Origin of the sequence: Pseudomonas sp. TH04, assembly GCF_016651355.1 — a bacterium.
In the GTDB taxonomy this organism is placed as follows: Bacteria; Pseudomonadota; Gammaproteobacteria; order Pseudomonadales; family Pseudomonadaceae; genus Aquipseudomonas; species Aquipseudomonas fluorescens.
Map to the genome: position 1 here is coordinate 5,695,920 of NZ_JAEKEA010000001.1, position 12,300 is coordinate 5,708,219.

Genomic DNA, 12,300 nt, shown 5'->3' on the forward strand with positions numbered 1-12,300 from the left:
CTGCGCGCTGCAGGGCCAACGCGCCGCTCACGCAAACGCCGCCTCGATAAAGGCCTCCAACGCCTGCGCCTCCAGGATCTCGATAGAGAAATGCCCGAAGCGCTTGGGCAACCAGATAATGCGTTTGCCGGAGGGCGAACGCAGGTCCTCAAGTGTCAATGGCCGGCCGTTTTCATCCTCCGGCTGCACGCCGCAAGCGGCCAATTCGGTATAGGCCACCTCGATGTCCGGCGTCGTGTAGCAATGCCGATAAATCATCCCTTCGCCGTGGGCGTCCAACAGCTCGCGCAAGTTGCCTGCCAATGGCTGTACCAACATGAAACGCTCCTGGCCCATCAACGCAATCGCAAAACGCACATGCAGGCCGCCGCGCTCCCACACCTGGGTGCTGGAGATGTTGGCGTTGAGGATCTTCGCGTAATACGCGCATGTCTCCTCAAGGTTGTTGACCAGCACGTCGACGTGGCTGAATTTCAGGTCCATTGCTTGCCCTCTGGCGGATGTGGGTACACGCGACAGTAGCCGATTTACAACTGTTAACGTATTCAAAACGGCATTCGATATACGCTCTGCCGGGTACAACCTGGATCAACCCTGTTTAACGAGCCCACGCCCATGCGCCTGCCTGTCACCGCCGCTGTGCTGTTTGCGTTTGCCACCCTGCAAGCGTCGTTCGTCCACGCCGCTACGCCGATCACCCATGTCGCCATCTACCGTGGCCCAGCCGGCTGCGACGACTGTTCCGAGAGCGTGAAAAGCGCATTGCAGCGGTTCAGCCCGAACTATCAGATCGACTTCGTGGGCGCGGATGAACCCATCGACATCACGCCCCACACCCTGGCGCGCTATGACCTCTATGTGCAGCCGGGCGGCGGCCAGGATATCCCCGCGGCCCTCGACAGCCTGGGTAAGGCGCGCGCTGACGCCATTCGCGACTACGTCGCCAAGGGCGGGCGCTATTTGGGGCTGTGCATGGGCGCGTACCTGGCGGATAACAGCAACCTCGGCCTGATACCCCAGGACCTGGATTCCGAAGCCGGCAGGCCTGGGTTTGAAGTGGCGGGCATTGAGGATGCGGCGGTGCGGGTGGTGTGGGAAGGGAAGCCCGACCGTGTGTTTTATCAGGACGGGCCGTACTTTCCCAAAGCGCATGGGGCATCGCCTTACACAACCATTGCGACCTACCGCAACGGTGATGTGGCGGCGGCGCGGTATACGTATGAGAAGGGCGTGGTGGTGTTGAGCGGGCCGCATCCGGAGGCGGGGCAAAAGTGGTTTGAGGATGCTGGGATTGCGCTGAGTGAGAGGCCGCGTGGGGAGTTGTTTGGGGCGCTGATGCGTAGAGTGGGGCAGGAGTAGCGTTATCGCCGGCGCTGTCTCGGTGGTCGAAAGGTTAGATGATCCAAAGGAGCGTTACAGATGCTAAGGGTGGATTGGCTCGATAAACAAATGGACAAGTGCGACGTTATGGCCGAATGGCTTTATCGGGAATTCAGTTATGAATTTGCGCAGCAATCGCTGTCGAGTTGGCAACACGAGTTCTTTGATGGGCAGCGTGATGGCCGTTGGAAGTGTCTGATCGCAACGGAACAAGACCAGTTGCTGGGTGGCGCTACGCTTGCAGAAAACGACCTGCCCGAGCGGCCGGATCTAGGCCCGTGGCTTGCGTGTGTGTTCGTCACACCTGAAGCTCGAAAGAGAGGGCTCGCCGCGCAGTTGATCGAAGGCATCTGTGTTCATGCAAGGGACGCCGGGTTCACGGCCTTGTACTTGCACACCCACAGCCAGAGCGATTACTACACCAAGCTTGGCTGGAACGTCGTGGAGCGCTTTGAGGCGTGGGGGAAAGCGCAATACCTTATGTCACGGCGTTTATAGTCAACGCCGACTTCAAATTTCCGCGGTTTTTTTATGAGCGGCAAAACGCTGGTTTGACGTCAGCGTTTTCACAGCTTGTCAGCTGATCTGAAAGATTTCAGAAATTGCACTCAGGGCTTTGTTGCCGTGAGATTCATACAGACCGTTCAGCCTCGTCTGGTCACTGAGGCGATGCAGTCGGAAGTGGTTGTAGAACGCCTGACCCAACCGCTGGTTCTTGAATTCACCTCTGTCCCAAAGCGCCAGGAACTCATCGTAGGCAGCCCGCTCAATGTCCGGTCTTATTGCACTGTCCAATGTGGCCCCCATTGACGGTGGGTGTTAGCAGGATCCTACAAAGGCAAAACGTCCTGTGCAAGGCACTCGCCCCGGGTGGCGTGTTCTCCGCCCCCTTACTGCAACGGAACATACACATCGGTTTCCCATCGGTCTTGCGGTGTGGGCGGATACACGCTCAGGTAGTGGAAGAACAGTGGCTGATCACGCAGTTCTTCACCACTGGCAGGCAGCCAATCGCGGTAGATCGGATAGATCGATTCGCCGATGTGGTCCGGCGACCCCACGTGCCGCACGACGACGTAGCGTCCGCCAGCCATGAGCCGTTCGTGCACGCCGAACGCATTGGGTTCCACCGCCTCGTGAATCTCGCCGCAAATGGCGAAGCGGAATGCGTCTGCTGGCGTGGTGTCGGGGTTGCCGTAAGGGATGCCAAAGCTGCGACTCGATGCCACCGGCGACTGCCCGCTCTGCATGCGCCACTGGATGAACCTGCGCACGCTCTCACTGACAAGCCTGGGGGAGCCGCAATGTTCAAGCGCTGCGACGCGGACTTCGGGGACTTCGACGATTCGTACTTGCATGATGACAGTCCTGGAAAAGTGAGGGATGGTGAACACCGCATGCCAGACCTGCCAGTTCGGCGCCTTCCGGAACGCACTCGGCGTCATACCGACCGCTCGCTTGAACGCCCTGCAAAATGCCTCGGGACTGTCGAAACCGGCACCGAGTGCCGCCTCCAGTACCGAATGATCCGCAGCGGCAGCCAAGCGGTGGGCCGCGCGTCGTAGTCGCATGAGTTGCACATAACGTGAAACCGGCACGCCGACGAACGCGGTGAATTGGCGATGGAAGTGAAACGTCGAAAAATTCGCCACCTGGCTCAACGTCTTCAGCGACAGGTCACCTTCCAGATTCTCATCGATGTGGGTGAGTACGGCGTTGAAGCGCTTCGTGTAAGCGACGTTGATCGGCGTGTCGAACACTGGGACAAGCTCCTGGAAGTGGGGTCGGCAATAGAGTCGACGATCGCGACGGGAGCCTGCCTAGCCGGGTTTGCTCAACGTGGGTGTTGGGGTGGGCCTTGCATCGATAAGTGACCGCGCTTTTTACCCCGGCAACGTCTGCCAGTGAGCGCGCGTCAACCCGTAACACCTCGCCAAGGCCGGCGCGGCGGCTATTTTCAGTTCGGCGTCATACAAATGCACCGCGCCCAACTTCAGTATGGCTGTTTGCGAACGAATGTTCGTAGGCGCTATGTGGAAATAGACGCTGTCGTAAGCTCTGAATGCATGCGCCAGCATCAACTGCTTAAGCTCGCGGTTGGCATCGCCACCCCACTTCGCACGCACCAGAAAGGTAAAGCCGATGGCAATGCTGTTCGGTAGATCCGGCGGCGTGTAGTAGCTTGATGTGCCAACGATATCCCCTGAGGCAATATCAACGACCGCGAGCGCCTTCTTCGTGGCGAGTAGAGAGGCGAAGTACGCCTCGAACACATCGCGTTTATAGCGATCCCTGGCGGGATGGCCGGCCCAGATGTGTGGATCAGCCGCTGCCTTAAACATACCTTCAAGATCACTGTCTGCCAGAGGTTTAAGCCTCAGGCTGCTACCGCGCAGATCGGGTTGGCAGTCGAAGTCGTCGGCAGTCATGGGGAGCTTTCCGAGTGGCCAGGGGGGTTGGCGCCAGTCTAGAGCGGCTGTTAGATAAAGAAAGATCCAATGTGACGGGTAATGAGGGGGCCATCGTTGTAGAAAAAAGGATGCCTTTATTTTCCGGTTGGAAAGCGCCCTCTGTGGGTCGGACGACGTTTAGTAAGCGTGTTCTGATCCCTGATTCCCGGATTTGGCGTCTGCGGTTTCACACAGCCTCGGTTGAAAGCAGTCTGATGCGAGGGGTTGGTTTTGGCCGGTTGCTGCCTTTTCGCGAAGCGCAGCTTAGGGGCGATTTTAGCCGGTCACAGAATGCAGAAATGGGCGATCAGCGACATCACCGTGTCTATCTTTTTAGCTTGCTGAAACGTTTCATCTTGTTTATAAAAATGGCACAACTCCAAGAAAGGCTGCCGCCATGACCCCGCTCAAACTTTTTGTCGCCATCAGCGCACTGTCCGCTGCCTCCCACGCCATGGCCTGGGATTACGTTCTGCTCGACACTGACAAAGCCGCCCAGAGCTGGCAAATCACCAGTCAGCACCTCGGAATAAAAACCGACAAACCCTTCAGCGTTACCTTGCGCACCTTGCACGGCGGTCGGCAGGAGGGCGTCAGCATCGTCGACATCGATAACGGCACGATGAAACTCTCGGTAGTGCCGACTCGCGGAATGAACGTCTTGCAGGCCTCAGTTGGCAATGTACGCATGGGCTGGGATTCGCCGGTCAAGGAAGTGGTCAATCCGTCTTTTATCGAACTCAATGGCCGCGGTGGTCTGGGCTGGTTGGAAGGTTTCAATGAGCTGGTCACCCGCTGCGGATACGAATGGGTCGGCCACCCCGGCATCGACAACGGCGAACTGCTGACCCTGCACGGTCGAGCCGCCAACATTCCTGCGAATAAAGTCACGCTGCATATCGATGAAAAACCACCGTACGCCATTACCCTGCGCGGCGAGCTCAAGGAGCAGGCGTTCAAGAAGGTCGACTTCTCGGTCGCGACCGAACTGGTGACCGAACCCGGCAGCGTTGTGTTCGCCCTCAACGACACGCTGACCAACAACGGCGACTATCCGAAGGAATACCAGGCGCTGTATCACAGCAACTTCAGCACCCCGTTCCTGGAGCAGGGCGCTCGTTTCGTCGCGCCGGTGAAACAGGTGTCGCCGTTCAACGATAAGGCCAAGGACGATCTGCCCGACTGGCAAACCTACCGCGCACCGACCAGGGACTACGACGAAACGGTGTACAACGTGGTGCCGTATGCCGATGCCAAGGGCGATACGTTGACCGTGTTGCATAACAAGGTCGGCAGCCTGGGCGTTTCGGTCGGCTTCAATACCCAGACACTGCCCGTGTTTTCCCTGTGGAAAAACACCGACACCGAAGGCCAGGGCTATGTCACAGGGCTGGAGCCGGGGACGAGTTTTTCCTACAACCGCCGTTATCAGCGGCCACTGAATCTCGTCCCTACCATTGGGCCCAAGGAACACAAGCAGTTCCGCATCAGCTATAGCTTGTTGGCGGATAAGGCGGCGGTGGATCGAGCCTTGAAGCAGGTTAGCGAGATTCAGGATGGGCGGGAGACTGAGGTGCGGCAGACGCCGTTGGTTGATCTTACCAAGGGTTGAAACGGGGTGGCGCATTGTTGGCCGATATTGCAGCCCCTCGGCCAAGTGTTCGCGTCTGATCCCGTCGGTTTGTTCAAGGTCCACCAGCGAGCGCCCGACCTTGAGCGGCGATGGGCTGCTCTCAACGATTAGGTCACTGTCCGCAGTTGGCCGAAAGCAGCCAGTCACGATTCACAGCTTTCGGCCATTTAGCGCGCGGTCGCTCTCCATCCGCCGTCGCCCAACCAAAATAACCGTCAGCTTTTTCCTACGAACATCAGGTAATAGTCTCTTTGTTGCTAAGCCATGAATCGTCTGCTTGCATACACGCCGCGCGGTCAGCATTCAGGTCAAGGAGACAATAATGAAAACCATGGTAGTCGGGGCAAGCAAGGGGTTGGGCAGAGCCCTGATTGACGGGTTGGGCGAGCATGGGGACACGTTAATTGGTGTCTCTCGTACCCGCCCCCAAGACCTTACGCATAACCCCGGCGTCGTTGTGAATTGGGTGGAAGCAGACCTTGGTGAACCCGTAAAGGCTGCTCGGATAATCGAGCAGGCCGTGGTGGAGGGCGGGCTTGATACCCTGATCTACAACTTAGGAATATGGGAGGCGTTTGCCTTTGATCCCGCCTACAACTTCCTCGCCGACAGCGACGACCAAGTGGAGGCTATCGTCAGCTGCAATATCACTTCGACCATCGTGCTGATAAAGCGGCTGCTTCCCGTTCTGCTCAGAAGTGCTCGCCCAAGGATCATATTGACCGGCTCGACTTCTGGCTTGCCGCAAAGTGGACGCTCAGAAGTCACCTTTGGAGCCTCCAAGTTCGCCCTGCGGGGTATCGCCGATGCTCTACGCGAAGGGTACAGGCAGCAACGCCTGGGCGTGACCTGTTTAAACTTGGGCTATCTGAATACCGAAGATCCAATGAGCACCCCGAGGGGGCTTGCCGAGCAGCGCGGTGAAGGCAACTCAATTCCTGTGCATGACGTCGTACAGGTAGTACGCATGGCCTTGAGCCTGTCTTCAGCAAGCTTCGTCAAGGAGCTTACCTTGCCCGCAATATTCGATGAGCGCTTCTGATGCCTGGCCAGTACATAAGCCTTAAGGTGACCAAAACCTACGCTCGGCTTACGTCTTTAGTGATGCTTGCACTGTCACACCCATGCTTGAAAAAGCCGGTTGGCAGAAAGGTGTTTGGCTAAGTTCGAATAAGGGGGGGGCTGACCCCAATGTTTGCTATTGGTTTGAACGCCAGCGCTGATCATCTGCAGCGATTGGTCGAGCTCTGCCAAGCGTTAGAGGCAACAGGTCACGACCGTCTGCTTTTGACCGAAAGCCCCCCTTTCTGTGCCAACCGGTCTACCATGCCACCCCCGGCAGTGGTTCCACGCGCTACCGACCACTTTTCCTGAAGGTATCGCCATGTCCATCGACCAAATCTCCCTCCCCAAAGGCGTAGGCCCTCACGCCGCCAAGCTGCTCGACGCTATCACCGGCGCCTCTACCCACGAAGAGCTCAACCGCGCTGGCGGCAAGGCTGAAGGGTTTGTGTTGGGTCTGGAAGCCGCCAAAGCCATCAAAAGCCAAATCGCCGAGTCGCTGTATGTGGCTTATGACGATGCGGCGAGTAATCGGGCGGGTGAGTTGAAGGGCTGATCATTCGCTGGGCAGCGTGTTTCTCTGTGCGATTTTTTGCGCGCGGGTCGTTAGACTGGCGCCTCTGATTTCTCAGGATGAGGCTGTCATGTTTAAAGTTGCTCTGGCGTCAGTGTTGCTGACCTGTACCTTCTGCGCGTCGGCGGGTACGAGTGTTGATGTGTCGAAGATTTACGGCAATATCCAGTTCGTCGATAGCTACCCGGACTACAAGGTTCAGGTTGTCGATCACTACCCCGACCTCAAGGTGCAGAAGGTCGATCATTACCCGGACTCAGCGGGCAAATGGAAAACCGTCGATCACTACCCGGACTACAAAATCCAGATTGTCGATCACTACCCCGACTTCACTATTCAGTACGTGGATCACTACCCGGGCGCTAATTGAAGGCAGCGCCCTCGGCGGCGCTGCTTGAGGGGCGCCCACTCAGCCAGGGCAGGGCGCTTCGCGGTCGAGCAATTTGGCCGTGAGCAGCACGCCCAGTTCGCTCAGTTGGTGGATGGCCAGTGCGATGTCGCGGTGTTTGCCGCACAGGTCTTCGGACAGGTCGAGCAACAGCGTGCTGACGGAGGCGAAGGTTTCGTAGCTGTTGGTGATCAGGGTTTCGGTGCTGGCGTCGGGAACGACGCTGAAGAGGGCGGTTGAATCCGGTTTGACGTTAACCATTGTTAAGTTCCTAGCTTGGGCCACAACCTCATCGCTACTAAACGAAAAGGCGGTAGCTGTACGCAGGTTAGTAGACCGGTGGAACCTAACAAAACCGGCGCACCCAAGGGTGCCCTACGCACAGCCACCATCGAGCACAGACAGGAACGTCTGACAGATGAAGCTTGTGCACTTGTTAGGTTAAACCTTGGGCTACTAAACCCGATCACTGAACAATTCAGCGACCGAGCCACCTTAGAGACGGCCACCCCAGCGCACAAGCCGGCGGATTCTGACGTAAGCGTAGGCAATGGAGCAAGGCGGCGACGTATCGTTGCGCACGCCAGAGCATTTGCCTACGCTGCGATTCATCATTCGGACTCCGCGCTGTTGTAAAGTCGGCCGCTGCAACCGGCCCGTTTCTCAAGGATTCAACATGACATTGACCGTCAAAACCCTGCTCGAAATCGCCATGGCCAACCCCATCAACGCCGAAATCACCGCGCGCCTGCCGGCCCTCGGCGTGGATCAGTGCATGCTGACCGCGGGCTGCCTGTTCCAGGCGGTGTGGAACCATCAATCCAACCGTCCGGTCGCTCAAGACGTGAAGGACTACGACGTTTTTTACTTCGATACGGACCTGTCCTACGAAGCAGAGGACCGGGTCATTCGCGCGGCCGAGCGGCTGTTTGAGGACTTGGGCGTCAACGTCGAGGTCAAGAACCAGGCACGGGTTCATCTCTGGTATGGCGAGCGCTTTGGCCGGCCGTATTCGCAGTTGCACACAGCCAAACAAGGCGTTGATCGCTACTTGGTGGCAGGCACGTGCATCGGGCTGGAGATTGCCACGGGCGAGGTGTACGCGCCCCATGGGTTGGCGGATGTGGAGCAGGGTGTGTTGCGGATCAATCCCCGGCACCCCGAGCCCGAGTTGTTTGAACAGAAGGCACGCAGTTATCAGGCGCGCTGGCCGTGGCTCAAAATCGTCGCGCCGGGGCCTAGCCCAGCGTAACGCTCAATAGCCACCCCACGCCGCCACTGCCGATCACCACCAGCCACGGCGGCAACTTCCACACCATCAACGCCACCAGTGCGAGCAGGGCCAGGCCGAAATCCCGCGCGCTGAAGATCGCGCTGGTCCATACCGGTTGGTACAGCGCGGCCAGCAACAGGCCGACCACCGCCGCGTTGACGCCCGCCAACGCGGCCTGGGTGCGGGGGCTGCGGCGCAGGGTTTGCCAGAAGGGCAGTGCGCCCAGCACCAGTAAAAACGACGGGGCGAAGATCGCCACCAGGCACAGTAGGCCGCCGAGCCAGCCCGTCGGCGCCTGCTGCATGGACGCGCCGAGGAACGCCGCGAAGGTGAACAACGGGCCGGGCATGGCTTGGGCGGCGCCGTAGCCGGCGAGGAATACATCGTTGCTCACCCAGTGAGTCGGCACGACCTCGGCTTGCAACAGCGGCAGCACCACGTGGCCGCCGCCAAACACCAACGAACCGGTGCGGTAGAACGCGTCGATCAGCGCCAGGCCTTGGCTGGGCGCCAGCTCGGCCAGTAGCGGCAAGCCGGCCAGCAATAGCACGAACAACGCCAACCACATCGCCCCCACGCGGCGGCTTAGCGTGATAGGCAGGGCGTCATGGGCGGCGGACGGCGGGGTGTTTAGCCACAACAGGCCCGCCACCGCGGCGGCGCCGATCACGCCGACCTGGCCCCAGGCCGAGGTTTGCAGCAGGGCCACGCAGGCGGCGATCAGCATCAGGCTGATGCGCGGTGCATCGGTGCACAGGTTGCGCGCCATGCCCCACACGGCCTGGGCAACTACGGCCACGGCCACCACTTTTAGGCCATGCAGCACGCCGGGCGCGATGACGCTGCTGTGTTGCGCAAGGCCCAGCGCGAACAGAATCAGCAGCAGGGCCGACGGCAAGGTAAACCCGAGCCACGCCGCCAGCGCGCCGCCGTAGCCCGCGCGCGATAGCCCGAGGGCAATGCCCACCTGGCTGCTGGCCGGGCCGGGGAGGAATTGGCACAGCGCCACCAGGTCGGCGTAGCTGCGCTCGCTCAGCCAGCGTCGGCGGGTGACGAACTCGTCGCGAAAGTAACCCAGGTGCGCCACCGGGCCGCCGAACGAGGTGAGCCCCAGGCGCAGGAAGATCAGGAAGACCGACCAGGGGCTGGCGCGGTGATCAGTGGGTGAGGTGGCCAAGGCGGGCGGTCTCGATAAGGTCAAAACAGGCTAAGGTAGGCAGGCACCCTAGCGGATTTTGATGACGTGAAGAAGAGGCGCCGCTGTGCGCCAATTGCCACGTCGGATGGAATTTATGCGGGCGCGTTTGAGTCATTGAAAAGGGCAGGGAAAAACGCCCGCCCATCACACACAGCTGACTTCAGCTAAGGACAGACGATGACCTTCTTTATCTTCCTGCTGGCCTGCGCCGCCGCCGCCAGCACTGGCATTATTTTCAAACCGGGCGCGTGGTACGACGCGCTGGTCAAACCCAGCTTCACGCCGCCGAACTGGCTGTTCCCAGTGGCCTGGAGCCTGATTTACGTGCTGCTGGCCTGGGCGGGTTACCGCCTGACGCTGCTCCCCGGCAGCCAGGAAGTCCTGGCCTTATGGGCCGCGCAAATCGCCCTGAACACGCTGTGGACACCGGTGTTCTTCGGGGCACACCGGCTCTTCGCGGGCATGGTGATTATTGTGCTGCTGTGGCTCACGGTCGCCGCGATGCTGGTGTTGGCCATGCGCCTGGACGTGATCACCGGGTTGATCCTGTTGCCTTATCTGGCGTGGCTGTGTGTGGCGGCGGCGCTGAATTTCTCGATTTTGCGCAATAACCGCTGATGGCCTGCCAACGTTGGCCTGCCAGCGAGCCCGAGCTGGCCGAGATGCGGCGCTTCAACAAGAAGCTCGCTTGGCTGCCGCGCTTTAAAATCCGCAACCGCGTCACGCCACGTGTGATTCAGGCGCTGCTGCGCGTCGGTCAATCGCTCAAGACCGCGCCTGCCGCCGAGACCCGGCAGGTGAATGGCGTGCCCGTGCGCATCTTGCGCCCGGCGGGCAAGGCCAAGGGCGTGGTGCTGGATATCCACGGTGGCGGCTGGGTCATCGGCAACGCACAGATGGACGATGACCTGAACCTGGGCATGGTGCGCGCCTGTGACGTGGCGGTGGTGTCGGTGGACTATCGGCTGGCGGTCGACACGCCGGTCGAAGGGCTGATGGAGGACTGCCTGGCGGCCGCGCGCTGGCTGTTGGGCGACTGCCCGGAGTTTGCCGACGTGCCGGTGTTTGTGGTGGGTGAATCCGCCGGTGGGCACCTGGCAGTGGCCACGTTGCTGGCGCTCAAACCATGGCCGTACCTGCTCAAGCGCGTGAGCGGGGCAGTGTTGTATTACGGCGTGTATGACTTGAGCGGCACGCCGAGCGTGCACGCAGCCGGGCCGGACACGTTGTTGCTGGACGGTCCGGGCATGGTCGAGGCGTTGCGCCTGCTGACGCCGGGGCTGACTGATGACGAGCGCCGGCAGCCGCCGTTGTCACCGTTGTATGGCGATTTTAGCGGGTTGCCGCCGGCGTTGATGTTTGTCGGGGAATTGGACCCGCTCAAGGATGACACGCTGTTGATCGCCGAGCGGTGGGGCGCGCAGACGCCGGTTGAAGCGCACCTGTTAGCGGAATCTGCCCATGGGTTTATTCATTTTCCGGTGGCGATGGCGGGCCATGTGCTGATGCACACCCAGGCTTGGATAACCCAGCGATTGGCAGCAGTAGGAACTTAAAAGCTGATCACTTGGTCAGGATAAGCAGTCACTCCTCTGCCCTCACAGGACCCCACCATGCGCGAATACACCCTCAACTACCTGTTCAACGACGAGCCCCGCACCCATGTGTTTGAACTGAAGCAGTCCGAGTTGCCCCTGCATGAAGCGGCAATGCACTTGCTGGCGTTGCATTTTGGCGATGCCGAAAACGGGTTGATCATGCCCCCTGCGGACGCGGGCCCCGAGGAGATTCTGGACCAGGCACGGGTGGTCGGGATCCGCCAGATCAAGGTCACATGAACCAGACTCCCCTCCTTCAGTTCGTCACCGGCGCCGACGTTCCAGCAGCACGGGCCTTCGTCCTGCAGGCCCGCGCCGAGCTGTTTCCCACGCACAGCGCCAGCGGCGTGCCGGACGACCTGGCGCGGTTCGAGGCGGTCTACCTTCACGGCGACGGCCAGTTCCTGATCGCTCGCGCCGAGGGCCGAATCGTCGCCGCCATCGGCTACTTGCCCTACGACGGCCGTTTCCCCCAGCTGAATTATCAAGGCCTTAAAACAGTGGAAGTGGTGCGCCTGTTCGTACTGCCAGCCTTTCGCCGTTTTGGCTTGGCCGGTCAGTTGTATCGTGCCCTGGAAGCGCAGGCGCGGGCGGATCGGGTGGCGGTGGTTTACCTGCACACCCATCCGTTTCTACCGGGGGCGATTGATTTCTGGGCGCGCCAGGGGTTTGAGGTGGTGGACGTCGAGGCGGACCCGGTGTGGCGCACGACGCATATGCAGCGGCACCTGTAACCCCAGCACC

General features: G+C 60.0%; 17 protein-coding genes and 1 pseudogene. 11 read left to right on the forward strand and 7 right to left on the reverse strand.

The window, feature by feature from the left end:
- Positions 1-27: 27 nt before the first annotated feature.
- On the reverse strand, positions 28-483 hold the full coding sequence (locus JFT85_RS25665; protein ID WP_053257122.1) for a VOC family protein: 456 nt from the start codon (positions 481-483) through the stop codon (positions 28-30).
- A 132-nt stretch (positions 484-615) separates the two neighbouring features.
- Between JFT85_RS25665 and JFT85_RS25670 the strand changes: the two genes are divergently transcribed.
- Positions 616-1,359: a BPL-N domain-containing protein gene (locus JFT85_RS25670; RefSeq protein ID WP_201230658.1), complete on the forward strand. Its 744-nt coding sequence runs from the start codon at positions 616-618 to the stop codon at positions 1,357-1,359.
- A 60-nt stretch (positions 1,360-1,419) separates the two neighbouring features.
- Positions 1,420-1,878, forward strand: a complete 459-nt coding sequence (locus tag JFT85_RS25675; RefSeq protein WP_053257120.1) for a GNAT family N-acetyltransferase — start codon at positions 1,420-1,422, stop codon at positions 1,876-1,878.
- A gap of 78 nt (positions 1,879-1,956) precedes the next feature.
- Here JFT85_RS25675 and JFT85_RS28525 read toward each other — a convergent pair whose 3' ends face one another.
- The 3 genes from JFT85_RS28525 to JFT85_RS25685 form a co-directional block, all read right to left on the reverse strand.
- Positions 1,957-2,175 (reverse strand): hypothetical protein, encoded by a 219-nt coding sequence (locus JFT85_RS28525; protein ID WP_242486556.1) that lies wholly within the window; start codon positions 2,173-2,175, stop codon positions 1,957-1,959.
- A gap of 95 nt (positions 2,176-2,270) precedes the next feature.
- Positions 2,271-3,140 (reverse strand): GyrI-like domain-containing protein, encoded by an 870-nt coding sequence (locus JFT85_RS25680; RefSeq protein WP_201230659.1) that lies wholly within the window; start codon positions 3,138-3,140, stop codon positions 2,271-2,273.
- Between the two features lie 123 nt (positions 3,141-3,263).
- Complete coding sequence (locus tag JFT85_RS25685; RefSeq protein WP_201230660.1) at positions 3,264-3,809, reverse strand: GNAT family N-acetyltransferase; 546 nt, start codon at positions 3,807-3,809, stop codon at positions 3,264-3,266.
- 418 nt (positions 3,810-4,227) lie between these two features.
- Here JFT85_RS25685 and JFT85_RS25690 point away from each other — a divergent pair, with 418 nt between their 5' ends.
- Positions 4,228-5,442 carry an aldose 1-epimerase family protein gene (locus tag JFT85_RS25690; RefSeq protein ID WP_073638944.1) on the forward strand — a complete coding sequence of 405 codons (1,215 nt, stop codon included), beginning with the start codon at positions 4,228-4,230 and terminating at the stop codon, positions 5,440-5,442.
- Positions 5,443-5,457: 15 nt separating this feature from the next.
- Here JFT85_RS25690 and JFT85_RS28830 read toward each other — a convergent pair.
- A pseudogene (locus tag JFT85_RS28830) lies at positions 5,458-5,570 on the reverse strand (magnesium chelatase subunit ChlI family protein); the annotation flags it as partial.
- A 215-nt stretch (positions 5,571-5,785) separates the two neighbouring features.
- Here JFT85_RS28830 and JFT85_RS25695 point away from each other — a divergent pair.
- The 3 genes from JFT85_RS25695 to JFT85_RS25705 all read left to right on the forward strand — a co-directional run bounded on the left by JFT85_RS25695 (position 5,786) and on the right by JFT85_RS25705 (position 7,469).
- Entirely contained in the window at positions 5,786-6,505 is a 720-nt protein-coding gene (locus JFT85_RS25695) for an SDR family NAD(P)-dependent oxidoreductase (protein ID WP_053257117.1), read from the forward strand.
- Between the two features lie 342 nt (positions 6,506-6,847).
- Positions 6,848-7,081: a hypothetical protein gene (locus JFT85_RS25700; protein ID WP_053257116.1), complete on the forward strand. Its 234-nt coding sequence runs from the start codon at positions 6,848-6,850 to the stop codon at positions 7,079-7,081.
- Between the two features lie 88 nt (positions 7,082-7,169).
- Positions 7,170-7,469: a hypothetical protein gene (locus JFT85_RS25705; RefSeq protein ID WP_053257115.1), complete on the forward strand. Its 300-nt coding sequence runs from the start codon at positions 7,170-7,172 to the stop codon at positions 7,467-7,469.
- A gap of 39 nt (positions 7,470-7,508) precedes the next feature.
- Here JFT85_RS25705 and JFT85_RS25710 read toward each other — a convergent pair whose 3' ends face one another.
- Positions 7,509-7,748, reverse strand: a complete 240-nt coding sequence (locus JFT85_RS25710) for a DUF6124 family protein (protein ID WP_053257114.1) — start codon at positions 7,746-7,748, stop codon at positions 7,509-7,511.
- Positions 7,749-8,163: 415 nt separating this feature from the next.
- Here JFT85_RS25710 and JFT85_RS25715 point away from each other — a divergent pair, with 415 nt between their 5' ends.
- Entirely contained in the window at positions 8,164-8,739 is a 576-nt protein-coding gene (locus tag JFT85_RS25715; protein ID WP_078827022.1) for a nucleotidyltransferase family protein, read from the forward strand.
- Here JFT85_RS25715 and chrA read toward each other — a convergent pair.
- Positions 8,726-9,937: a chromate efflux transporter gene (gene chrA / locus JFT85_RS25720; protein WP_201230662.1), complete on the reverse strand. Its 1,212-nt coding sequence runs from the start codon at positions 9,935-9,937 to the stop codon at positions 8,726-8,728. The genes JFT85_RS25715 and chrA overlap by 14 nt on opposite strands.
- Positions 9,938-10,135: 198 nt before the next feature.
- On the opposite strand from chrA, the gene tspO reads away from it, so the two are divergent.
- Genes tspO through JFT85_RS25740 form a run of 4 tightly spaced genes read left to right on the forward strand, consistent with a single transcriptional unit; the run spans position 10,136 to position 12,290 of the window.
- A complete protein-coding gene (gene tspO, locus JFT85_RS25725) occupies positions 10,136-10,576 on the forward strand; it encodes a tryptophan-rich sensory protein TspO (protein ID WP_053257111.1) in 441 nt (146 codons plus the stop codon).
- Positions 10,576-11,514, forward strand: a complete 939-nt coding sequence (locus tag JFT85_RS25730; protein ID WP_201230664.1) for an alpha/beta hydrolase — start codon at positions 10,576-10,578, stop codon at positions 11,512-11,514. The genes tspO and JFT85_RS25730 overlap by 1 nt, the downstream gene beginning before the upstream one ends.
- A gap of 57 nt (positions 11,515-11,571) precedes the next feature.
- The gene (locus tag JFT85_RS25735; RefSeq protein WP_053257109.1) at positions 11,572-11,796 is read left to right on the forward strand and encodes a hypothetical protein; all 225 of its coding nucleotides are present in this window, start codon (positions 11,572-11,574) and stop codon (positions 11,794-11,796) included.
- Entirely contained in the window at positions 11,793-12,290 is a 498-nt protein-coding gene (locus JFT85_RS25740; RefSeq protein WP_201230666.1) for a GNAT family N-acetyltransferase, read from the forward strand. Before JFT85_RS25735 ends, JFT85_RS25740 begins: the two co-directional genes overlap by 4 nt.
- Positions 12,291-12,300: the final 10 nt, after the last annotated feature.